The 22,852-nt window shown below is 73.7% G+C and carries 17 protein-coding genes and 1 pseudogene; 7 read left to right on the top strand and 11 right to left on the bottom strand.

All coding sequences use genetic code 11. The features are described 5' to 3' along the window. Nucleotides 1–38: 38 nt before the first annotated feature. Nucleotides 39–2,696 carry a PQQ-binding-like beta-propeller repeat protein gene (locus ACGF4C_RS38200; protein WP_393573085.1) on the bottom strand — a complete coding sequence of 886 codons (2,658 nt, stop codon included), beginning with the start codon at nucleotides 2,694–2,696 and terminating at the stop codon, nucleotides 39–41. A gap of 750 nt (nucleotides 2,697–3,446) precedes the next feature. Here ACGF4C_RS38200 and ACGF4C_RS38195 point away from each other — a divergent pair. Then, complete coding sequence (locus tag ACGF4C_RS38195; protein WP_362149379.1) at nucleotides 3,447–4,094, top strand: TetR family transcriptional regulator; 648 nt, start codon at nucleotides 3,447–3,449, stop codon at nucleotides 4,092–4,094. Nucleotides 4,095–4,406: 312 nt separating this feature from the next. Here ACGF4C_RS38195 and ACGF4C_RS38190 read toward each other — a convergent pair. Next, a pseudogene (locus ACGF4C_RS38190) lies at nucleotides 4,407–4,913 on the bottom strand (nitroreductase family deazaflavin-dependent oxidoreductase); the annotation flags it as partial. Next, nucleotides 4,913–6,232: an acyl-CoA dehydrogenase family protein gene (locus tag ACGF4C_RS38185; RefSeq protein WP_393573082.1), complete on the bottom strand. Its 1,320-nt coding sequence runs from the start codon at nucleotides 6,230–6,232 to the stop codon at nucleotides 4,913–4,915. The pseudogene ACGF4C_RS38190 and the gene ACGF4C_RS38185, both read right to left, overlap by 1 nt. Before the next feature lie 222 nt (nucleotides 6,233–6,454). On the opposite strand from ACGF4C_RS38185, the gene ACGF4C_RS38180 reads away from it, so the two are divergent. Continuing rightward, nucleotides 6,455–7,648 carry an acetyl-CoA acetyltransferase gene (locus ACGF4C_RS38180; RefSeq protein WP_393573080.1) on the top strand — a complete coding sequence of 398 codons (1,194 nt, stop codon included), beginning with the start codon at nucleotides 6,455–6,457 and terminating at the stop codon, nucleotides 7,646–7,648. Nucleotides 7,649–7,717: 69 nt separating this feature from the next. Here ACGF4C_RS38180 and ACGF4C_RS38175 read toward each other — a convergent pair whose 3' ends face one another. Next, the gene (locus ACGF4C_RS38175; RefSeq protein ID WP_393573078.1) at nucleotides 7,718–8,896 is read right to left on the bottom strand and encodes a macrolide family glycosyltransferase; all 1,179 of its coding nucleotides are present in this window, start codon (nucleotides 8,894–8,896) and stop codon (nucleotides 7,718–7,720) included. A gap of 324 nt (nucleotides 8,897–9,220) precedes the next feature. Between ACGF4C_RS38175 and ACGF4C_RS38170 the strand changes: the two genes are divergently transcribed. Continuing rightward, nucleotides 9,221–10,468 carry an FAD-dependent monooxygenase gene (locus ACGF4C_RS38170; protein ID WP_393573076.1) on the top strand — a complete coding sequence of 416 codons (1,248 nt, stop codon included), beginning with the start codon at nucleotides 9,221–9,223 and terminating at the stop codon, nucleotides 10,466–10,468. Between the two features lie 14 nt (nucleotides 10,469–10,482). Next, nucleotides 10,483–11,241 (top strand): pyridoxal 5'-phosphate synthase, encoded by a 759-nt coding sequence (locus tag ACGF4C_RS38165; RefSeq protein ID WP_393573074.1) that lies wholly within the window; start codon nucleotides 10,483–10,485, stop codon nucleotides 11,239–11,241. Nucleotides 11,242–11,369: 128 nt separating this feature from the next. Here ACGF4C_RS38165 and ACGF4C_RS38160 read toward each other — a convergent pair whose 3' ends face one another. Together ACGF4C_RS38160 and ACGF4C_RS38155 are read right to left on the bottom strand one after the other, a co-directional pair. Beyond that, the gene (locus ACGF4C_RS38160; RefSeq protein ID WP_393573072.1) at nucleotides 11,370–11,858 is read right to left on the bottom strand and encodes a GNAT family N-acetyltransferase; all 489 of its coding nucleotides are present in this window, start codon (nucleotides 11,856–11,858) and stop codon (nucleotides 11,370–11,372) included. 25 nt (nucleotides 11,859–11,883) lie between these two features. Beyond that, on the bottom strand, nucleotides 11,884–12,360 hold the full coding sequence (locus ACGF4C_RS38155) for a Zn-ribbon domain-containing OB-fold protein (RefSeq protein ID WP_393573070.1): 477 nt from the start codon (nucleotides 12,358–12,360) through the stop codon (nucleotides 11,884–11,886). 434 nt (nucleotides 12,361–12,794) lie between these two features. Between ACGF4C_RS38155 and ACGF4C_RS38150 the strand changes: the two genes are divergently transcribed. Further along, nucleotides 12,795–15,080 (top strand): acetate--CoA ligase family protein, encoded by a 2,286-nt coding sequence (locus ACGF4C_RS38150; RefSeq protein ID WP_393573068.1) that lies wholly within the window; start codon nucleotides 12,795–12,797, stop codon nucleotides 15,078–15,080. Nucleotides 15,081–15,180: 100 nt separating this feature from the next. Beyond that, the gene (locus tag ACGF4C_RS38145; RefSeq protein WP_393573066.1) at nucleotides 15,181–16,128 is read left to right on the top strand and encodes an enoyl-CoA hydratase/isomerase family protein; all 948 of its coding nucleotides are present in this window, start codon (nucleotides 15,181–15,183) and stop codon (nucleotides 16,126–16,128) included. A gap of 55 nt (nucleotides 16,129–16,183) precedes the next feature. Here ACGF4C_RS38145 and ACGF4C_RS38140 read toward each other — a convergent pair whose 3' ends face one another. Together ACGF4C_RS38140 and ACGF4C_RS38135 are read right to left on the bottom strand one after the other, a co-directional pair. Continuing rightward, on the bottom strand, nucleotides 16,184–16,933 hold the full coding sequence (locus tag ACGF4C_RS38140) for a hypothetical protein (RefSeq protein ID WP_393573064.1): 750 nt from the start codon (nucleotides 16,931–16,933) through the stop codon (nucleotides 16,184–16,186). Next, nucleotides 16,930–17,532, bottom strand: coding sequence for an RNA polymerase sigma factor (locus ACGF4C_RS38135; RefSeq protein ID WP_393573062.1), 603 nt, complete (start codon nucleotides 17,530–17,532; stop codon nucleotides 16,930–16,932). Before ACGF4C_RS38135 ends, ACGF4C_RS38140 begins: the two co-directional genes overlap by 4 nt. A gap of 351 nt (nucleotides 17,533–17,883) precedes the next feature. Here ACGF4C_RS38135 and ACGF4C_RS38130 point away from each other — a divergent pair, with 351 nt between their 5' ends. Further along, the gene (locus tag ACGF4C_RS38130; protein WP_393573060.1) at nucleotides 17,884–18,495 is read left to right on the top strand and encodes a flavin reductase family protein; all 612 of its coding nucleotides are present in this window, start codon (nucleotides 17,884–17,886) and stop codon (nucleotides 18,493–18,495) included. 123 nt (nucleotides 18,496–18,618) lie between these two features. Here ACGF4C_RS38130 and ACGF4C_RS38125 read toward each other — a convergent pair whose 3' ends face one another. From ACGF4C_RS38125 to ACGF4C_RS38115, 3 genes are all read right to left on the bottom strand, one after another. Continuing rightward, the gene (locus tag ACGF4C_RS38125; RefSeq protein WP_393573058.1) at nucleotides 18,619–19,551 is read right to left on the bottom strand and encodes a hypothetical protein; all 933 of its coding nucleotides are present in this window, start codon (nucleotides 19,549–19,551) and stop codon (nucleotides 18,619–18,621) included. Nucleotides 19,552–19,642: 91 nt separating this feature from the next. Beyond that, nucleotides 19,643–21,001 carry an MFS transporter gene (locus ACGF4C_RS38120; protein ID WP_393573056.1) on the bottom strand — a complete coding sequence of 453 codons (1,359 nt, stop codon included), beginning with the start codon at nucleotides 20,999–21,001 and terminating at the stop codon, nucleotides 19,643–19,645. Nucleotides 21,002–21,142: 141 nt separating this feature from the next. Beyond that, on the bottom strand, nucleotides 21,143–22,213 hold the full coding sequence (locus ACGF4C_RS38115) for a Zn-dependent alcohol dehydrogenase (protein ID WP_393573054.1): 1,071 nt from the start codon (nucleotides 22,211–22,213) through the stop codon (nucleotides 21,143–21,145). Nucleotides 22,214–22,852: the final 639 nt, after the last annotated feature.

The following is a 22,852-nucleotide window of genomic DNA, read 5'->3' as shown; positions in this document are numbered from 1 at the left end:
GCGGGGCAGCAGGGCGGGGAGGTGCCTGGGCCCGGGGCTCAGGACCGCCGGGCCTGGCCCGTTCCCTTCGCCGCGTCCAGCGCGTACACGCAGCGGTCCTTGCTGCAGGCGTAGACCACACCGCCGACCGCCACCGGCGAGCCGGTGATCTCGCCGCCGGTCGCCAGCTTCCAGCGCAGCTGGCCGCCCATCGCGTCGAGGGTGTACAGGCAGTGGTCGGCCGACCCGAAGTGCACCCGGCCCTCCGCGACGACCGGGGAGCCGACGACCTCCGCGCCCGCCTGGAAGCGCCAGCGCGGGGTGCCGGTCACCGCGTCCAGGGTGTAGAGCGCCTTGCCGCTGCCCAGGTGGACCGCGCCGTGCGCGACCAGCACCGGTTCGGTGGACTGCCGGGCCTCGGTGGCGATCCGCCAGCGGTCGCGGCCGTCCGCCGGGTCCAGCGCGTAGACCGTGCCGAGGTAGTCCGCCAGGTAGACCCCGCCGCCGGTGACCGCCGGTCCGGGTGCGAAGGCGGGCGGGCTGAGGAACACCGCGGGCGCCTCGAAGTGCCAGCGCACGTCACCGCGCGCGATGTCGAGCGCCAGGACCCGGGTGCCGGCCACGACGTAGACCGCCCCGTCCGGCGCCGGCAGGAGCCGCATCGGCACCCCGCCGCAGGCCGCCGCGTCACCGACCGGGTACGACCAGCGCTCCGCGCCGGTACGCGCCTCCAGCGCCTTCAGCCGGGCGTCGGCCCAGACGAACACCGTGCCGTCGTGGATCACCGGCCCGGCCTCGGCGGTCTCGAAGTCGGTCTGGACGCCCGTGGTCTCCCACAGCAGTTCGCCGGTGGCGGCCTCCCACGCCTGGACGCCGCCGCCACGGGTGCTGGTGACGACGGTCCCGCGGTCGACCTTGAGGGCGTAGACCCAGCCGTCGGTGTTCAGCCGCCAGCGGTCGGTGCCGTCGGTGGCGTCCAGCGCGTACAGGCTGGGGCCGTCCGAGGCGTGGATCCGGCCGTCCGCGACGGCCATCGCCCAGGCGACGTCGCGGGTCTTGAACCTGCGCCGCCCACTGGCGACGTCGAGCGCGTGCACCTCGAAGGACGTGACGTAGAGCAGCTCGCCGTCCACGGCGGGGGTGCCCCAGACGTCGTTGGACATCCGGAACCGCCAGGGGCGCCAGCGGCCCGGGTCGGCGGGCGGTGCCTCGGCCGGAGCCGCGGCGCCCTCGGGCGACGGCGCACCGCCGGGCGCGCCCTGCGGCGGCACGCCGGCGACCGGCCCTGCACCGGGCGGCCGGACCCAGTTCGTCGCGGCGCCGGCCTGTCCGCGGGGCTGCGGCTCCCGGGTGTCGGCGCGCGGCCCCGGCCCTATCGGGGCGGCCGAGCCGCCGAGGTGGACGGGTCCGGCGGCGCCCGCGGCGCCCTCGGCGGGTGCCGCGGAGAGCGCGGCGGCCGGGGACGGCGCGGCGGGCGGTGCCGCGGAGACCGGGGCGACCCGGGCCGTGGAGACGTCCGGGCCGAGTGCGGCGGGCTGCGCCTGCGGCATCGGGCCGGGGTGGGCGCCGCGCGGATCGCCGCTGCGGTGGGCGCCGGGGCCGGCACCGATCCGGCCGGGCCAGCCGTCCGCTGCGGCGCCCGCGGGCGCGTTCTCGGGCCGCGGCGGGGCCTGGGCGGGCTGCGGCAGGGCCGCCACGGGCGCCTGCGCGGGCGCCTGGGGCGGCGACGGCGGCAGGGGCGGTGCGGCGGGCGCGGGACGGCCCGGGCCGCGCCCGGAGGCCGCCTGCCGGCTGTCCTGCGGTACGGCGGTGCGGCCGCCGCGCCGGCTCTCGATGAGCGCCACCGCGCCGGGCGGCAGCCAGGCCGACGCGGTACCGCTGTCGTCGCTGCCGGAGCCGAAGAGGTGCGGGGCGAGTTGGGACTGCAGGTCGGCGGGGGACGGCCGGTGGGCCGCCTCCATCTGCATGCAGGACTCCATGAGCGGACGCAGTTCGTCCGGCAGCCCGGTCAGGTCGGGGCCCTCGCGCAGCAGCATGAAGACCGTCTCGACCGGGTTGGCGCCGTGGAAGGGCGCGTGCCCGGTGGCGGCGAAGACCAGCGTCGAGCCGAGGGAGAAGACGTCGCTGGCGCCCGTGACGCTGCGCGAGTCCCGGGCCTGCTCGGGCGACATGTAGGCGGGGGTGCCCACGGCCACGTTGGTCATCGTCAGCCGGGTGTTGGACACCCCGGAGGCGATCCCGAAGTCGATCACCCGGGGGCCGTCCTCGACGACCAGCACGTTGGACGGCTTCAGGTCGCGGTGGACCAGGCCGGCGCCGTGGATGGACTGCAGCGCCTCGGCGATCCCGGCCGCCAGCCAGCGCACCGCCTGGGCCGGCAGCGGGCCGCACTCATTGACTATTTCCTCCAGGGAGGGCGCGGGGACGTAGGCCGTCGCCAGCCACGGCACCGCCGCGCGCGGGTCGGCGTCCACCACCGCCGCGGTGTAGAAGCCGCTGACCGCGCGGGCCGCCTCGACCTCGCGTGTGAAGCGGACCCGGAACAGCTGGTCCTCGGCGAGCTCGGTACGTACCGTCTTGATCGCCACGCGCCGGCCGGACGCCGAACGGGCCAGATACACCAGTCCCATGCCACCGGCCCCGAGTCGGCCGAGCACCTCGAACGGCCCGATCCGCCGGGGATCGTGCTGCGTCAGCTGCTTCAGCTGCTCCACCACTTGTCTGCCACCTCCCCGTGGGGCGTAAAAAAGAGACTCTCAAAAGCCACGGGCCGCCGAGAGCCACTGCCCCGTGCAGCGTGTCCCCGCCTGCGGCGGGGACCATCGAAACGGCCGTACGCGTGCTGATTCTTCCTGGCCGCGCCGATGGTTGCGAACCCGGGGCCCGTCCGTCGTGTCCCGGCATGCCCGCCGCGTCCCGCCCCGGGCCCGTTACCCGGTGTCACCCCACCCGGCCTGACGTGCGCGGACAGGTCCACCGGCGGGTGACGGGGCGGTCGGTTACCGACGGGTTGGCGACCCTGTTCGCGGCAGCCGGGACGGCCGGCCAATTCTGCGCCGGCGCGGGCCACTTCGGGGCCACACCGATCCTGCACGACGAACAGTGGTCCGGAAGCAAAGCGTCCATCCATTCTTCGCACGGCTTTCCCCCCGGGCCGTCGTTGCGGGCCACCGCAGCAGCTATATGTCCACGCTAGTACCGGTTCGTGCGTATCGGGCGAAGGGAATTCAGAATTCCGGCCGACATCCGGCAATTTCTGCACGGAGCGTGACCGCTTATCCACCGAAGTTGTCCACAGGCTGTTGATAAGAGCATTCACCGGTTCGGACCAAGCCGCGCTCCGCGCGCCAGGACCACGAGCGGGTTCGCCACCGGTGCGGTAACAGGGGCCGCGCAGGCCGAACTCCCGCATCCCCATTTGCAGGCAGCCAAATCGCGCTCCGATCACCCCTCGGTAAGCTGACGGCATGACAGGACAAGTACGAACCGTCGACGGCAGAGTGGCCGGCCGCCGCGGACAGGCGACGCGGCAAAAGCTTCTCGACTGCCTCAGTGAAATGCTCAGTTCGTCCCCCTACCGGGACGTCAAGGTCATCGATGTGGCCCGAAAAGCGGGGACTTCGCCCGCTACGTTCTATCAGTACTTCCCGGACGTCGAAGGTGCCGTCCTTGAAATCGCCGAGGAGATGGCCAAAGAAGGCGCCACTCTGACCGATCTTGTCGCCGAACGCTCCTGGGTGGGCAAGTCCGGCTGGCAGGCGGCGGAGGAGCTGGTCGACGGCTTCCTCTCCTTCTGGCGCAAGAACGATGCGATTCTGCGCGTCGTCGACCTGGGTGCCGCCGAGGGCGACAAGCGGTTCTACAAGATCCGCATGAAGATCCTCAACGCCGTCACCAACTCGCTCACCGACTCCATCCAGGAGCTCCAGAGCAAGAACAAGGTCGACAAGGACGTCAGCCCGGCAGCCATGGCCGGCTCGATCGTCGCGATGCTCGCGGCGGTCGCCAGTCACCAGAAGGGCTTCCAGAGCTGGGGCGTGAAGCAGACCGAGCTCAAGCCCAACCTGGCGCTGCTGGTGCATTTCGGCATCACCGGCAAGAAGCCGACCAGGTGAGCCGAGCAAGCCATCCGAACCCATAGGCCCAGCCAGTAACCCGAACGAGGCCACCCGAGCCGGAAGGCCGGGAACCCGGCAACCGGCAGTCCTCCGAGGAAGCGGCCCGAGAAGCGCCGCGCCTCCAAGACCCGTTGCATCCGGGCCCGTTCCGCCGTCGGTCCTGTATCCGTCCTGCCATAGCTGTACCGCACACACAGCGGGTGCCGGCCGCCCCTCCCAGGGGCGCCGAAGCACCCGCTGTGTGCATGTGGACGCGGAACGCGCACCCTCCGGCCCGAGCACCCGAGGGAACACCTCGTGCACCGATCTGCGTCGCTCCAGCCGGAACAGCCGGATCTCCCGCTCCACCCGCTGCTGATACGCGGCGTACGGCGGCCAGAACGCCAGCGCCGCCCGCCACGCCCGCGCCCGCTCCGCCCCACGCAGCAGCCGGGCCCGTACGGCGATCTCCTCACCGCGCCAACTCACCGTCGCCTCAGGGTACTTGAGAAGGTTTCCGGTCCAGGCGGGATGGCCCGGGCGGCCGAAGTTGCTGCCGATCAGCAGCCAGCTGCCGTTCTCCTCCGGCAGGCAGGCCAGCGGTGTCCGCCGCGGCTGTCCGCTCCGGGCGCCGGTCGCCGTCAGGACCAGCCCGGGCAGCATCCGGGCGCTGAGCAGCACCTTGCCCCCGGTCAGCCGGTGCACGAGACCGTCCAGGGCCGGGACGACGTGCGGGGCGATCCGGGCGAACGTCCGGGTCGCGGAGACCTTCTGCACCAGCCGCCGCACCAGCCGCTCCTCCCCCGTCGTCGACGGTTCGGGGCTGCTCCCCGGCATCAGGCGTCCACCCCCGCCGGCAGACCCGCCGTACGGCCCGCACCGCGCCCCGCCCCCGCGCACAGGCCCGCCTCCTCGGCCGCCCGGGCCCGCAGCCGGTGCGCCGGGCCCAGCAGCAGCTCGTCGCCGGCCGCGCGCGTGAAGTACAGATGCGCCGCGCGTTCCCAGCTGAAGCCGATCCCGCCGGGCAACTGCACCGCCTCGGCCGCCACCGCGCGCAGCGCCTCCAGCGCCTGTGCCAGGGCCAGCGCCGCCACCCCCCGCTCACCGGCCCGGCCGGTCACTCCGGGCCCGCTCCCGTACGCCCCGGAGGACCCGTCCGCCGCGAGGGGCCCGCGGCCCGCCGTCCAGGCCGCGTGGTACGCCGCCGAGCGGGCCGCCTGCAGCGTCACGTAGAGGTCGGCGAGCTGGTGCCGCACCGCCTGGCAGGACCCGACCGGCCGGCCGAACCGCTCGCGCTCCCCGACGTGGGCGACGGTACCGGCCAGCGCCGCACCGGCCGCCCCGACCGCCTCGACGGCCAGCGCCGCGGCCGCCGTCACGCCGGTCGCGGCCAGTGCCGCGCCGACCGCGGACGCCGCCCCGCCGCCCTCGTCGCCCAGCAACTCGGCCGGTACGTCCCGCAGTTCGAGCCGGGCCTGCGGCCGGGTCTCGTCCAGCACGGCCTGCCGGGTCCGCCGCAGCCCGTCCGCCCCGGCCGCCCCGGCCGACCGGACCAGGAAGAGCCGGGTGCTGCTGCGCGCGAACCCGCCGGTGTGCGCGGCCACCACCAGCACCTCGGCGGTGTGCCCGTTCAGCACCTGCCCGGCCTCCCCGTACAGCCGCCAGCCGGTACCGCCCTCCTCCTTGTGCGCCTGGATACCGCCGGCCCGGCCGCCGCCCGCCCAGTCACCGTCGTTCGGCCCGGTCAGCGCCAGCGCGGTGGGGAGCCGGCCGCCCGGCACCGCCAGCGTGCCGGTCAGTTCACCGGAGGCGAGGGCCGGCAGCAGTGCGGCGCGCTGCCGCTCGCTGCCCAGCGCGAGGATCAACGGGGCGGCCAGCGCGGCGGTGGCGATCAGCGGCGAGGGCAGGACGGTGCGGCCGGTCTCCGCGCAGGCCAGGGCGAGTTCGGTGGGCCCCCGGCCGGCCCCGCCGTACACGGTGGGCAGGGCCAGGCCGGACAGGTGGAGCCGGCCGGCCAGCTCCCGCCACAGCTCCTCGTCGTAGCCGGATGGGGTACGCACCGCCGCCTTGACCTCGTCCGGGCCGCAGCGTTTGTCCAGCAGTGCGCCCAGCGTGCGGCGGATCGTGTGCTGCTCCTCGGTGAACGCGGCATCCATCGGCGGGCTCCTCCCGGCCGTACGACCACGCCCGCCGGGTCCGGCAGGCGTGCGCCAACGCGATCTGACGGCCCGTCATAGTAGGGAGCGGGGGCGCAGTTTCCCAGAGACGGGCGGCACGATTCCCGAGGCGGGAAGGCGGGCGGGCCGAGCGGGCCCGGCCGGGAGCCCGGCCGGACGACCCCTGCCGCAACCATCCGAATCTGATGTACCGTCAGATTCATGCCTTCACCAGCTTCCGGCCCTCGCTCCGGGACCCGCAAGGTGGCCGTCGCCGGGATCGCCCTGTCCGACTGCGGCCGGGTGGACGAGGCCACCCCGTACGCGCTGCACGCCCAGGCCGCCCGCCGGGCGCTCGCCGACAGCGGACTGGACCGCTCGGTGATCGACGGCTTCGCCTCGGCCGGTCTGGGCACCCTCGCGCCCGTCGAGGTCGCCGAGTACCTGGGACTGCGCCCCACCTGGGTGGACTCGACGTCGGTGGGCGGCGCCACCTGGGAGGTGATGGCCGCGCACGCCGCCGACGCGATCGCCGCGGGCCACGCCGAGGCGGTCCTCCTCGTCTACGGCTCCACCGCCCGCGCCGACCTCAAGGCCGGGCGCCGCACCGCCAACCTCTCGTTCGGCGCCCGGGGCCCGCTCCAGTTCGAGGTCCCCTACGGGCACACCCTGGTCGCCAAGTACGCCATGGCCGCCCGCCGCCATATGCACCAGTACGGCACGACGGCGGAACAGCTGGCCCAGATAGCCGTGCAGGCGCGGGCCAACGCGGCGGCCAACCCGGACGCCCTGTACCGCGACCCGATCACCGTCGACGACGTACTGGCCGGCCCGATGATCGCCGACCCGTTCACCAAACTGCACTGCTGCATCCGTTCCGACGGCGGCTGCGCGGTCCTGCTGGTCGCCGAGGACCACGTCCCCGACCTGGCCAAACCCCCGGTGTGGGTGCTCGGTTCCGGCACCGCGGTCTCGCACACCACCATGTCCGACTGGGACGACTTCACGGTCTCGCCGGCGGCGGTCTCGGGGCGGCTGGCCTTCGAGCGGGCGGGCGTCCGGCCGTCCGAGATCGATCTCGCGCAGATCTATGACGCCTTCACGTACATGACCCTGGTGACGCTGGAGGACCTGGGCTTCTGCGCCAAGGGGGAGGGCGGCGCGTTCGTCGAGAAGGGGCGGCTGCTGCGGGACGGCGCGCTGCCGGTGAACACCGACGGCGGTGGCCTGGCCGCCTGCCACCCCGGGATGCGCGGGCTGTTCCTGCTGGTCGAGGCGGTACGCCAGCTCCGCGGCGAGGCCGGCCCGGACCGCCAGGTCCACCGCCCCGACGGCACCCTCCCACGCCTCGCGGTCGCCTCCGGCACCGGCGGCTGGTTCTGCTCGTCGGGGACGGTGGTACTGGGGCGGGACTAGCGCGGGAACGGCGGCGGGGGGCGGGGCCAGGGCTCGGCCTTCGGACCGTCCCACCCCGCCCCCGCCGCGTCAGACCGCCAGCCGCTCCTCGATCAGGTCCGCGGCCCGGCGGGTGCCGCCCTCGGCGCGGGACTCCGCCCGCAGCGCGGCCGAGCGGGCCGCCACCCGCGGATCGGTGGTCAGCTCCCGCAGGGCCGTACGCAACGCCTCGGGGGTGGCGTCCGCGGTGTCGATCCGGCGGGCCACGCCCAGTTCGACCAGCCGGTCGGCGTTCATGAACTGCTCGGCGCCCTGCGGCACCGCGATCATCGGCACACCGGCGTACAGCCCCTCGCTGCTGCCGCCCATCCCGGCGTGCGTCACGAACGCGTCCGCCTGCTCCAGGATCGCCAACTGCGGTACCCAGGACCGCACTTCGACGTTCGCCGGCACCTCCGGGCCCAGTTCGGCCGGATCGACGTACTTACCGATCTGCAGCACCACGTGCCACCCCGGCAGATCCCCGAACGCCGCCACACAGCGGCGGTAGAACTCCGGCTGCCGAGTGAACGCCGAACCCAGCGACACCAGCAGCACCTTCTCCGCGCCGGCCGGCCGGACCCAGCCGCCCTGCTCCGCACGGGAGCCCAGGCACGGCCCGACGAAGGTCACCGCGGCGTCGTCCACCCGGTCCGCGTGCGGCTGCATCGCTCGCGGGATCGTCGCCAGCGCCCGGCGCGGCCGGCCGGAGAACTCGGCGAAGTCCGTGGTGACCGCCCCGCACCGCGCCAGCCAGTCGGCGAACCGGGCCTGGTACGCCTCGGCCCCCTCCAGCCCGTCGAACGCCGCCCCGATCTCCTCCTGGGCACCCTCCCAGCCCACGAAGGTCGGTGACAGCTGGACGACGTCCCGGCCCTGCGCCTCGGCCAGTGCACGGCCGGCGTACGCCCCGACGTCGTAGAGGTAGAGGTCGGCGGGGTCGTCGTCGTAGACGGCGCGCAACTGCGGCAGTACGGCGATCGCGTCGTCGAGGAAGAGCGAGGCCGCGGCGACCGGATCCGCGGGCCAGGCGTTGTCGGCGACCGGCAGGGTGGAGGTGTGGCGGACGAGCGTGGCGCCCGTGGGGGCGATCAGCTCGGCGGCGTGGTCGGTGTTGGCGTACGTGACGCGATGACCGCGGGCCACCAGCTCACGGATGATCTCCAGGCTGGGCAGGACATGACTGACCATGGGCGTGCCGACCATGGCGATATGGGTAGTACGCGGCATTTGAGACTTCCTTCTTCACAGAGCTACGGCAAGAGGGCCGCAAGAGGGCAGGGAGAAGCCGTGGGGCGGGTGGACCGCCCGACACCGCGTCAGCCGTAGATCTGGAGGAAGCGCATGCCGGGAGCGTAATGCCCCCCGGCCGCACCGGTCGAAGCATTTTCCCGAGCGCCGGAGGCCGGGCCGGAAGCCCGGCCGAAAGCCGTCCCGGACGCCTATCTATACATCCGTCATAGACAAACGTTTAAGACGCTCGTATAGTCGAGGCATCGGGTCCTCACCGGCCCAACCACCCGCCAGCGCACCGCTCCTGAAGGGAATCCCGTCATGCCCAGGACCGTCCTGATCTCCGGCGCGAGCATCGCCGGCCCGGCGCTCGCCCTCTGGCTGCACCGCTACGGCTTCTCCGTGACCGTCGTCGAGCGCGCGCCCGCACTGCGGACCGGCGGCTACAAGGTCGACCTCCGCGGCGCGTCGGTCGAGGTCGCCGACCGGATGGGGATCCTGGAGGACATCCAGCGCGCCAGTACGGACATGCAGAACGGCGCCTACGTGAAGGCCGACGGCACGCGCGTCGCCACCCTCCCCGCCGCGATCTTCGGCGCCCGGACCGGCCGGGACGACGAGATCATGCGCGGTGACCTGGCCCGCATCCTGTACGAACGCACCCGCGCGGACGTCGAGTACGTCTTCGGCGACTCGATCGCCTCCCTCACCCCGACCGCCGACGGCAACGGCGTCGACGTGACCTTCGAGCGGGGCGCGCCCCGCCGCTTCGATCTCGTCGTCGGTGCCGACGGGCTGCACTCGACCGTCCGCCGGCTGACCTTCGGCCCGGAGGAGCAGTTCCTGCGGCACCTCGGTGCGTACATCTCGGCGTTCTCCATGCCGAACGAACTCGGCCTGGACCGCGAGGAGTTGTACTACGCCGAGCCCGGCCGCCTGGTCTGCGCGTACAGCTCGGCCGGAGACCCGGCGGCCAAGGGCCTGCTCGTCTTCCGCTCGCCCCGGCTGCGCTACGACCACCGGGACCGGGCGCAGCAACTGGCCCTGCTGGACACCGCGTTCGCCGGAGTCGGCTGGCGGACCTCGCGAATGCTGGCAGCGGCCCGCTCGGCCCGGGACCTCTACTTCGACGGGCTGCACCTGATCGAGATGGACCGCTGGTCCCGCGGACGGGTGGTACTCCTCGGCGACGCCGCGCACTGCCCCTCACCGGCATCGGGGCAGGGCACGGGGATGGCGCTGGTCGGTGCGTACGTACTGGCCGGCGAGCTCGCGGCGGCGGGCGGCGCACCGGAGGTGGCGTTCGCCCGTTACGAGGAGGAGATGCGCGGCTATGTCGCGGTCAATCATGAGATTGCCCGCAAGTTCGCGCGGGACATGACCGTGGACAGCCGGTGGGGGATCCGGCTCCGGCACCTGATGCTGCGGATGCTGCCGCACATGCCCTGGAAGGACGCCGTGACGAAGAAGATCGCGGAGGACGTCCAGCGGGGCGCCCGGGCGATCACGCTCAAGGACTACGGCGCTCCGGCGGCGGCAACGGCAGCGGCGGCCCCGTACGCCGCCTGAGTACGCTGCCCGGCATGAGCGATCACCCGGCCGGTTCCCCGCACCATGACACCGCCACCTCCGGCGCCGACGGGGGCGGGGACACCGCCCCCACCACGGACGCCGCGGGCCAGGCGTTCCGGCAGCTGCTGCGCGGACTGCGGGTCTGGGACGTCGAGCTGCCGTCGTTCGATCCGGAGGCGGCGCCGGCCGAACCGCTGCCGTTGTTCCGGCAGTGGCTGCGGGAGGCCGCCGAGGCCGGCCAGCCGGAGCCGCACACCATGGCGCTGGCCACGGCGGACGCGGCCGGCAACCCCTCCGTACGGACCGTGATGCTGCACGACGCGGACGAGCGGGGCTGGCACTTCGGCTCGCACCGCGGCAGCCGCAAGGGCCGCGAACTGGCCGCACGGCCCCGGGCGGCACTCGATTTCTACTGGCCTGCGGTGGGCCGGCAGGTACGGGTCGGCGGGGCGGTGACCGAGGCGGGACCGGAGGAGAGCGCGGCCGATCTGCACCGCCGTTCGACCGGGGCGCTGGCCGCGGCACTGGTCGGCCGGCAGAGCGAGGTACTGGGTTCGGTCGAGGAACTGGCGCGCGCCTCCGAGGCCGCGTGGGAGCGCGCCCGGCGCGAACCGGAGGCTCCGGTGGCCAGCTGGACGCTGTACGTCCTGGAGCCCGACGAGGTCGAGTTCTTCCAGGGAGACGCCCGGCGCCGCCACGTACGCCTCAACTACCGGCGCAGCGGGCGAGGGGGAACCGGAGGCTGGCAGCTGGAGCTGCTCTGGCCGTAGCCGTGTCGGGCCATGGCGCGACACCACGGGGCACGGCCCGGCGGGGTGGTGTGCTGGCCCGACACGGCCCGGCGGCACGGCGTGACGTGACGTGAGCCGGCGGCATAGTGGGACGTGACGCGGGCCGGCTAGAGCTGCTGGTACATGATGTGCAGCCCCACGTACCCCTTGGTGGGGTGCTGGAAGCCCTCCGGCAGCGTCGTCATGATCGTGAAGCCCAGGGACTGCCAGAGGGCGACGGCGCGGGTGTTGGTCTCCACCACGGCGTTGAACTGCATGGCGCGGTAGCCCTCGGCGCGGGCCCAGGCCAGGACGTGTTCGCCCAGGGCCCGCCCGACGCCGCGGCCGGCGCACCGCGGGTCGACCATGAAGCTGGCACTGGCGATGTGCGAGCCGCCGCCCATGTGGTTGGGGTTCATCTTCGCGCTGCCGAGCACCGTCCCGGCGTCGTCCACCGCGACGACCGTACGGCCGGGCGGCGTCAACAGCCACATCTCGCGCCCGGTCGCCTCGTCGAGGTCGCGCGGATAGGTGTACGTCTCGCCGGCGGCGACGATGGTGCGGAAGAACGGCCAGATGGCGGGCCAGTCGGCCCCGGTCGCCTCACGGATCAGCATCCCGCCAGGATCGCAACCGGCCGTCTCACCCCGCCACCGAATTCCCCGCGGGCCGGAACACGGGCACGGCGAACTCCGGGCCGTCCGCGTCCTCATCGGCCGCCCGGGGCGTCGATGCGGCTGCCGCGCGCCGGAAGTCCACGAACACGGGCATGCCGATCCGCAACTCCGCCTCCGGGCAGCCGACGATCTCGGTCATCATCCGGGGCCCCTCGGCGAGATCGACCACCGCCGCGACGTACGGCACCCGGTCCCCGAAGGGCGGGAGGTCGTTGCGGTGCACGACGGACCAGGTGTAGAGCGTGCCGCGACCGGCGGCCGGCTCCCAGTCGACGTCCTCGCTCCAGCAGTACGGGCAGAACTCGCGCGGGTAGTGATGCGCCCGTCCACACCCCTCGGCCCGGCAACGCCGCAGCAGCAACCGCCCCTCGCCCGCCGCCGCCCAGTACGGCCGGCTGAAGGCATCCACCTCCGGCAGATCCGCCCGCGCGACACTCCTCACGGCGCCGCGCACCGCCCCCTTCCCGCCTTCTACCGCCTCCCCGCCTGCATCCCTGCCCGCCTCCCTGCCTGGCTCACCACCTGCTTCCCTGCCTGCTGCCGCCTCTCGCCCCGCCGCTCTTCCGTCATTCACCGGACCACCACCCCCCACCGGCTCCACCGGCTCCACCCGCCTTTCCCTGACGGTACGTCAGTTCAGCTCAGCGCGACGGATGCCGCAAGAGGGCGCAGCCCACCGCAGGACCACCCGCCCCGCCCACCTCGCCCCCGCACCGCCTCGCCACCACACCACGTCACCTCATCCCGCCACGGACGGAACACCGCTCACCCACTTCTCACATCCGCCCCATTCCTGACATGACGTCAGTTCAGTAATCTGACTATGCGTCAGCTAACGAGCCAATGAGAGCCGTCACACAGGAGCGGGCGACTGCGATGCTTGGATCGACTCACGGCACCCTCACCACTCACTCCCGGCCGGCCCGCGTCGTGGCCTGTGGGGAGCAACCACCACACACCGTCCACGGAATGACCGAACCGCACGCCGGCAGCGGCGGACCGAACGGCCGGGGCAGCCACGGCGGCCGGGGCTCCGGCGAGGCGGTCGAGCGGGACGTCAGCGGCCGGCCGCTGTACGCCCCGGTGCCCGACCTCGACCGGTTCTTCCGGCCGGAGTCGGTGGCCGTGATCGGCGCCTCGGACAGCGAGGGCCGCCCCAACACCGGCATCACCCGCCAGCTCATCGCCTGGGCCGAGCGCGTCGGCGCCCGGCTGCACCCCGTGAACCCCGGCCGCACCCGGGTCTTCGGGCTGCCCTGCCACGCCGCCGTCGCCGACCTCCCCGAGACCGTCGACCTCGCCGTGCTGCTCGTCAGCGACCCCCTTCCGGTCATCGAGCAACTGGCCGCGGTGAAGGTGAAGTTCGCGGTGGCGTTCGCCTCCGGATTCGCCGAGACCGGGGAGGAGGGCGCGGCCGCCCAGGCCCGGCTGGCCGAGGCCGTGGCACGCTCCGGGCTGCGGCTGCTCGGGCCCAACACCAACCTCAACGCCTTCGAGAAGTTCCGGGACGATCTCGACGGCCCGGCCATCGCCCTGATCACACAGTCGGGCCACCAGGGCCGCCCCGTCTTCACCCTCCAGGAACTGGGCATCCGCCTTTCCCACTGGGCCCCCACCGGCAACGAGGCCGATCTGGAGACCGCCGACTTCCTCTCCTACTTCGCCACCCGCCCCGAGGTCGGGGCCATCGCGGCATATGTGGAAGGGCTCAAGGACGGCCGCAGCTTTCTGCTCGCGGCCGACCGCGCGGCCCGCCACCAGGTCCCCGTCGTCGCCGTCAAGGTGGGACGCACCGAGACCGGCGCCCGTACGGCCGCCTCGCACACCGGCAAGCTCACCGGCGCGGACGAGGTCGTGGACGCCGCGATGCGCCAGTTCGGCGTGATCCGGGTGGACGGGCTCGACGAGCTGCAGGACACCGCGGCGCTGCTCGCCCGGGCCAGGAAGCCCACCGCCGAGGGCATCGCGGTCTATTCGATCTCCGGGGGCACCGGCGCCCACTTCGCCGATCTGGCGACCGCCGCCGGGCTGCGGCTGCCCACCCTGGACACCGCCAAGCAGGCCGAACTGCACCGGTGGATACCGGACTACCTCTCCGTCGCCAACCCGATCGACAACGGCGGGCACCCCGTCGGCGACTGGCGCGGCCGCAAGATCATCGACGCGATCCTGGCCGACCCCGCCGTCGGCGTGCTGATCTGCCCGATCACCGGCCCCTTCCCGCCGATGAGCGACAAGCTCGCCCAGGACCTGGTGGACGCGGCGGAGCAGACCGACAAGCTCGTGTGCGTGGTGTGGGGCTCGCCGGTCGGTACGGAGGACGCCTACCGCAGCACGCTGCTCGGCTCCTCGCGCGTGGCGACCTTCCGCACCTTCGGCAACTGCATCACCGCCGTACGCGCCTATCTCGACCACCACCGCTTCACGGCCGGCTACCGCTCGCCCTTCGACGACGCCCCCCGCGCGGCGTCCCCGTCCGTCCGCAAGGTGCAGGCACTGCTGCGCCCGGGCCAGCAGCTCAGCGAGCACGCGGCCAAGCAGCTGCTGCGCGCCTACGGCATCCGGGTCCCCCGCGAACAGCTGGTGACCAGCGCGGCGGCGGCCGTACGGGCGGCGAGCCTGGTCGGCTACCCCGTGGTCATGAAGGCGTCCGGGGCCCAGCTGGCGCACAAGACCGAGCTCGGACTGGTCAAGGTCGGGCTGACCTCGGCCAGCCAGGTCAGGGACGCCTACCGCGAGCTCACCGACATCGCCCGCTACGAGGACGTCCCGCTGGACGGCGTGCTCGTCTGCCAGATGATCGAGCGGGGCGTCGAGATGGTCGTCGGGGTCACCCCCGACCGTCTCTTCGGGCCGACCGTGACCGTGGGGCTGGGCGGGGTGCTCGTCGAGGTCCTGCGGGACGTCGCGGTGGGGGTACCGCCCTTCGGCGAGGACCAGGCGCGCGCGATGCTCGCCGAACTCCGCGGCCGCGCCCTCCTGGAGGGCGTACGCGGCGGGCCGCCCGTGGACGTCGACGCGCTGATCGAGGTCGTCCTCCGGGTCCAGCGGATGGCCCTGGAACTGGACGGCGCACTCGCCGAGCTGGACATCAACCCGCTGGTGGTCCTGGAGCGCGGGCAGGGCGCGGTGGCCCTCGACGCGCTCGCCGTCTGCCACTGACCTCGACCACCCCCTCCACAACCGGACCCACCGCCGCAGCCGCCACCACGATCCCAGGTGCCGCCACACCCGCGACCGCACCCTTAGGAGCCGCTCCCCCATGACAACCTCCGAACCTTCCCCGCTCTCCCCGTCGTCCTCATCCGGCCGTTCCGCCGATTCCGCCGATTCCGCAGCCTCCACCCCACCCGTCGAGGCGCTTGATTCATTGGTACTGCACGCCACTGACAACGGCGTCTCGTGGATCACCCTCAACCGCCCGGACACACTGAACGCCGTCACCTGGGACCAGCGCGAACGCCTCATCGGCCTGCTCGCGGACGCGTCGGCCGACCCGGACGTACGGGCCGTGGTGATCACCGCGACCGGCAAGGGCTTCTGCGCCGGCGCCGACCTGCGCGGCGGCACGGGCTCCGGTGACCGGGCCGGAGCGGAACGAGCCGGAGCGGAACGAGCCGGAGCGGAACGAGCCGGAGCGGAACGGACTTCCGGCGATGTGGCGCGGATGATCCGGCGCGGCGCCCAGCGGTTCATCGCCGCCGTCCTGGACTGCGAGAAGCCGGTCATCGCCGCGGTCAACGGCACCGCCGCCGGACTCGGCGCCCATCTCGCGTTCGCCTGCGATCTCGTACTGGCCGCCGAATCGGCCCGCTTCATCGAGGTGTTCGCCCGCCGCGGCCTCGTACCGGACGGCGGCGGCGCCTACCTCCTGCCCCGGCTGATCGGCCCGCAGCGGGCGAAGGAGCTGATGTTCTTCGGTGACGCGGTGCCGGCCGCGGAGGCCGAGCGGCTCGGGCTGGTCAACCGGGTCGTCCCCGACGGCGAACTGGCGAAGACCGCCCGGGAGTGGGCCGAGCGGCTGGCGGCCGGCCCGACCCGCGCCCTGTCGCTGACCAAGCAGCTGGTGAACGCGTCGTTCGAGACCGACCGGGCCGCGGCCTTCGCCGCCGAGGCCACCGCCCAGGAGATCACCATGTCGACGGCGGACGCCCAGGAAGGCGTCGCCGCCTTCGTGGAGCGCCGCAGCCCGACGTACCGGGGCCGCTGACCGCGCCCCGCCGGCCGGCGCGCCGCCCGTTGCGTCCGCCCGTTATGCCGGTCCGCTACTTCACGTCCTCCGGGCACACCGGCACCTCATGGGTGTTCCGCGTCCGCACCCCCGGCAGCCAACCGCGCGCGCCCTGCCCGTTGGTCACCAGGTACCAGCGGGTGGAGGTGATGCCCGCCTCGTCGCGGACCATCCGCCCGTCGGTGACGACACAGCGCGCGGCCAGCCCGTCGCCGTGCCAGACCCGGCCCGCGGAGTTGTCGCGCGCGGCGTACGCGGCGTACGGGTCCTTGGCGAGCCGCAGCGCGCACTCCAGGGAGCGGCCCGTACGGCAGGCGCGCTCGCTGTTGTAGACCGTGATCTTCACCGTCGGGGGCGGTCCCGCCGGCTGCGGCGTGACGGACCCGGGCCGCACCAGCCACCACACCCCCAGCGCCACCGCGGCCACCGCCACCGCCACCGCGCAGGCGATCGCGTACGGCCGCCTCGGGGTCAGTGCGGAGGCGTACGGCCACCTGCGCGGTGAACCCGCCTTCGGCGCCTGCTCGTTGACCGGCCGGCGGACGCGCTCCCACAGGCCGGGCGGTGTCTCGATCTGCTCGTCCGCGCGCCGCAGCCGGGCACGCAGCAGCGCCTCGACGTCACCGCCGGAGCCGCCGGAGTCCCCGGAGCCGCCCGAGCCGCCGGAGTCGTCGCCCCGGCCCCCGCCGCCGAACGGCCGGCCGCCACCGCCCGCACCACCGGTGCCGCCGACCTCGCCGACCTCGCCGTCGTGGCGTCGCCCCACGCCCACCGTGCCGCTCACCTCCCGGCCTGCCCGTGCTCCGATTCAACGAGGTACGCGCGCAGCCTGTCCAGCGCGCGGGCCCGATGGCGGGCGGCCGTACCGCGATGCACCTTCATGATCTTGGCGGCCTGATCGAGCGTGTAGCCGTCGAGGTCGACCAGGATGACGATGCCGGCCTGCCGGTGCGACAGCCGCCCCAGCAGGCGCACCGCTTCGAGCTCGGCGTGCCGCCGCGCCACCCCGCTGTCCCAGCCGCCCGGTTGGGCGCCGGGGCCCGCTCCCGCTCCGCCGCCCGCACCGGCCTCCTCGACGCCCTCCAGGCCGTCCACGAGGACCTGGCGGCGGTCCTTGCGGTAGGCGTCGCGTGCGACGTTGAGGACCGCGGTGAAGGCATAGGCGTACGGCTCGGGGTGGGCGAGGAAGCGCTGCGGACGGGCGGCGAGCTTGAGGTACGCCTCGTGCACCACATCCTCCGCGGACTGTCTCGAACCGGCCAGCATCACCGCCCTGCGGTAGAGGCGGGGCAGCAGGCCGCAGAAGACCTCGTCGAAGCTGGCTGACGCGGCGGACGGCGGTGCTGACGACGACGGTGGTGGTGACGGTGTTGCCTCGGCCATGTACCGGAACTCTCCCCCGTGTTCGGCTACGGACGCGGCCGACGTGGACGCTACCCGCGTGGGCGGCACACAATCAGGAATCCCTCCCCCAATCTCCCCCCATTCCGCCGAAGATCGCCGCGTACGCCGCCAAACCACACGTGCGGGTGGCCGCCCGCCCGCATGGCTTCACATCTGACGGAGCATCAGATTCAATGGGCGGCCAGGCAGAACAAGACATCACAGGGCGGACGCCATGACGGGACTGACGGGACCGACGGGACTAACGAGGCTGGCAGCATCAACGGGACCGATGGATCTGATGAGGCCGATGGGGCCGATGCGGATGAAGCGATGATGGGGCACGCGGGGATGGCGGCCACTGCCGTGCGGTACCTCCGCTCGGTCGGCGCGCCGACCACGGCCGCCGCGCCCGCCACTCCTGCCGCACCGCTCCCGCGGCCCGCCCTGCGCGCCGTACGGGAGGGCGAGCGCGCCCCCCTCGATCCGGCCGCCTTCCGTTCCGTCCTGAGCCACTTCGCCAGCGGCGTCACCGTCGTCACGGCACCGGGCGACCCGGGCCCGGCCGGTTTTGCCTGCCAGTCCTTCGCGTCCCTCTCGCTCGACCCGCCGCTGGTGACGTTCATGGTGGCGCGTACGTCGACGACCTGGCCACGGATCGCGCGGGCCGGGGTGTTCTGCGTCAACGTCCTCGGGGCGGCACAGGGCGAGCTGTGCCGGGGGTTCGCGGTCAGTGGTGGCGACAAGTTCGCCGGCGTCTCCTACGGGCCCGCGCCGGCGACCGGCTCACCGAGGCTGGCCGACGTCCCCGCCTGGATCGACTGCACCATCCAGGCCGTGCACACCGGAGGCGACCACCTCATCGTCGTCGGCCGCGTCGAGGCCCTCGGCACGGACCCGGCGGCCGCCGAAACCGGTCCCCTCCTCTTCCACCGGGGCGCCTTCGGCCACTTCAGCCCCTGAGCCCGGCCGGTGCGGTCGGGCCGCACACCGTGGGCCGACGCCCCCGGGGTGGGCACTTCAGCACCACCACCGCATCCGCGCCACCACCGCATCCACCCGCCGCCGCATCCGCACCGCCGCGCTTCAGGACCGGCCGCCCTGCCGGGCCAGGACATGCCGGTGCCACTCGTCCGGGTCGCCCAGGAAGTAGTAGAGGGTGGGGCGCTCCTGGGTACCGCCCATGAACCACTGCCCCCGGCAGTCGCCGTCCACCTCCACCTCCAACCGCTCGTCCGCCGTGAAGCGGTCCAGCTCCCATCTGCCGACGCCGCCGCAGTGGTCGCCCGGCTTGCTCAGCCCCCGGGCCGTCGCCGTTCCGTCGGCGCGCAGCTCCAGGGTGCCGCCGCGGCCGTCCCGCCAGACCCCGACGAGCCCGGCGCGTGTCGGCTTCGGGGGCTCGTACGCCGGCAACAGTCCGGTTGCCAGGGCGGCGACGCCCAGCACCCCCACCGCGAGGGCGGTCAGGAGCCCGCTGCTCGCGACCGTGACGGTCAGCCGCACGGTGCGCCGGGTCCCGGTGCCCCGGGCGGCGACCGCGGCCAGCAGGGCGGCCGGTACGGCGGCCGCAGTGAGCGCCGGCCAGCACACCAGGTAGACCAGCGGCGGCGCCACGGAGCCGGTGAGGAGCGCACCGCACGCCCCGTAGGCGAGCGTCGCACCGGCCGCCGAGAAGGGGGCGGCGGCCGCCGTGCACCACCACGTCGCCCGCCCCTGCCACCCTCCCCAACGGGCCGCCAGACGCCCCAGCGTCAGCGTGGGCAGCACCAGGGTGACCGTCAGTACGAGACCGGGGAGCGCGCCGAGCACCAGCGCGACCGGAAGCACGAAGGCGGCCAGGAACACATTGCCGACCGGCCCCTCCTGGGTGAAGCCGTACAGCACGACCCCGGCCGTCACGCACATCGCCTCTGCCAGCAGCGCCGCCATCGACACCAGAACGGCCCGCCCGCTCCAGACGTCGCGGAACTGCCCGGCGGCCGCCCCGGCCCCGGCCTCGTCCCCGGCCTCCACTGTCATGTCCGTCCCCCGTCCCCCGTCCCCCGTTGCTCATTGCTCGTCCCACGGGGATCATGCACCGGCCGGCCGGACGCCCCGCCACCGGGGCGGCTCACACAGCGGCCGGCTGCCCCTGGGCCGCCCCCGTACGCCGCTCGCGGATGACCAGGGCCATCAGGGCCGCCAGGGCGCACAGCGCGCCCGAGGCGTACCAGACCGGGTTGTACGTACCGAAGGCGTCGCGCGCCAGGCCCCCCAGGAAGGCGATCAGGGCGGCGCCCACCTGATGGGCGGCCAGGACCCAGCCGAAGACGATGGCGCCGTCCTCGCCGTAGTGCTCACGGCACAGCGCGATGGTCGGCGGGACCGTCGCCACCCAGTCCAGGCCGTAGAAGACGATGAAGAAGACCATCGGCGGATGGACGGTGTCGGCGAGCAGCAGCGGCAGGAACATCAGCGACAGACCGCGCAGACCGTAGTAGACGGCCAGCAGCCGGCGGGTGTTGAAGCGGTCGGTGAACCAGCCGGAGGCGATCGTTCCGGCGATGTCGAAGACGCCGATCACCGCGAGCAGTGAGGCGGCCGCCGTCATCGGCATGCCGTGGTCGTGCGCCGCGGGCACGAAGTGCGTCTTGACCAGGCCGTTGGTCGTGGCGCCGCAGATCGCGAAGGTGCCGGCCAGCAGCCAGAACGGTCCCGTCCGGGCCGCCGAGACCAGCGCCCGCACCGCGCGCCGGGCCGCGCCCCGCTGCGGCGGCGGCTTGGGCACGAACGCGTCCGCCCCGTAGGGCGCCAGACCGACGTCCGCCGGGTGGTCACGCAGCAGCAGCCACACCAGCGGGACCACGGCGAGCGCGGCCAGCGCGACGGTCACCGCGGCCGGCCGCCAGTCGTGCCGGTCGACGATCCAGGACAGTACGGGCAGGAAGACCAGCTGGCCGGAGGCGCCGGCCGCGGTGAGGATGCCGGTGACCAGCCCGCGCCGCGCGGTGAACCAGCGGTTGGTGACCGTGGCCGCGAAGGCCAGCGCCATCGAGCCGCTGCCCAGCCCCACCAACACGCCCCAGAGGAGCACCAGTTGCCAGGCGGCCGTCATGAAGACGGTCAGCCCGGCGCCGACCGCGATGACGGTCAGGGCGACCGCGACCACCCACCGGATACCGAACCGGTCCATCAGGGCGGCGGCGAACGGCGCGGTCAGCCCGTACAGCGCGAGGTTCACCGACACCGCGAAGCCGATGGTGCCGCGGGACCAGTGGAACTCGGCGTGCAGCGGATCGATGAGCAGGCCGGGAAGCGACGCGAAACCGGCCGCGCCGATGATCGTGAGGAAGGTGACGGCGGCGACCGACCAGGCACGGTGCGGGCGCCGCCTCGGCTCGGCCTCGGCGGCGACGGGAGCGGCCGTACGGTCGTCCGCCGCGGGCGGGCGGAGTTCGGGTGTCTGGGGCGTCGGGGGCGTCTGGGGCACCCCAGAAGCTTCGTTCCCGCCTCCGTACGAAACGAGTGGCCGGGGGGCCAGGCTTCATCAGGATCGGGCCACCACCCGCGCCGGCCGAAGGCCACCCCGAAGCCGGAACGGCACCCCTCCCAACCCTGGCCGCCCCGCCCCCTACCCGAACGTCAGCACCGCCCGCGCCACCCGCCCGTGATGCGCGTCGTCCGCCGCCTTCGCGAAGTCCTCCACCGGGTACGTCCGGGTCACCAACTCGTCGAGCAGCAGCCGCCCTTCGCGGTACAGCCGGGCGTACAGCGCGATGTCCCGCTGCGGGCGGGACGAACCGTAGCGGCAGCCGAGGATCGACTTGTCCAGGTACATCGACGAGACCGGGAACGCCGCCTCCGCACCGGCCGGCGGCACCCCGAGCAGCACCGCCTGGCCGTGCCGGTCCAGCAGGTCGATCGCCTGCCGGATCAGCCGGGTACTGCCCACGCACTCGAAGGCGTGGTCGGCACCGGTCGGCAGGATCTCCTTCACCGCCTTGACGGCGTCCGCCGCGGCCGAGGCGTCGACGAAGTGGGTGGCGCCGAACTGCCGCGCCACGGCCTCCTTCGCCGGATTGGCGTCCACCGCCACGATCACCGACGCGCCCGCGAGCCGCGCCCCCTGGAGCACGTTGAGCCCGATCCCGCCCGCCCCGATCACCACGACCGATTCCCCGCGGTCGACCTTCGCGCGGTTGAGCACCGCGCCCACCCCGGTCAGCACCCCGCACCCGATCAGCGCGGCCGACGGCAGCGGAATGTCCGCGTCGATCTTCACCGCCTGCACCGCCTTGACGACCGTACGCTCCGCGAAGGCCGAGTTCGACGCGAACTGGAACAGCTCCGCACCGCCCCGCCGGAACGGCCTCCCGGGCATCCCGATCGCCTTGCGGCACATCGTCGGCCGCCCCCGGTCGCACTCCGCGCACACCCCGCAGTTGGCCAGCGTCGACAGCGCCACGTGGTCACCGGGCGCCACATGGCCGACGCCAGCGCCCACCGCCTCCACCACGCCCGCGCCCTCGTGCCCCAGCACGACCGGCACCGGAAACGGAATCGTGCCGTCGACCACCGAAAGATCGCTGTGACACAACCCCGCCGCCCGGATCCCCACCAACACCTCCCCCGGCCCCGGCTCCCGCACCACCAGATCCCCCACAACCCGCGGCTGCTCCCCGTCGTATATGACCCCTCGCATTGCCAACTCCCTCCCACGTACTTGGCCGTCCCACCGTGGTTGTTGCTCTCCGTTGCGCGCTTTGCGGCGCCGCCCACGTACCTGGCCGTCCCGCCGCGGGGCTTGCTCGCCGTTGCGCGCTTTGCGGCGCCGCCCACGTACTCGGCTGCAGCGCCGTGCTCGTTGCTCGCCTTTGCCGCTTTGCGGCGCCGCGTACGTAGCTGGCTTTCCCGCCGCGGTTGCTGCTCGCCGTTGCGCCTGGCGGCGGGCGTGGTGTTTTGGGTGCGGTGACAGCCCTACAGACTTCGTCCTCCGGTCTGTCCCCTCCCGTTGGTGGGGGGTTGGAAGGCCGGTGGGGGTGAGCGTCGTCGTTCCGGGTGCATGCCCGGTGGACTCTCGCGTCGTGGGGTGGGGTGGGGTGGGTGTCGGGAATACCTTCCCCGCCCGTCGAGTTGAGGCCCGCAAGGGGCACTCGCGACCCTTACGGGATCTGTTCGACCGTCCCCTACGGGTCCCCAAAACCCCTTGCAGCCCCAACGCCCACCCCCACCCACCGCATTCCCACCCCCCAACGGGAGGGGACGGGCCGGAGGGGCCGGTTGTGTGGACGTAAAGCGTCAGCAGTCCACACAACCGGCCCCGGAGGCCCGTCACCGCACC

It is taken from the genome of Streptomyces sp. NPDC048197 (assembly GCF_043202395.1).
Lineage (GTDB): Bacteria > Actinomycetota > Actinomycetes > Streptomycetales > Streptomycetaceae > Streptomyces > Streptomyces siderophoricus.
Note: the sequence above shows the minus strand (reverse complement) of the source record. Positions and strands in the feature narration are given on the sequence as shown.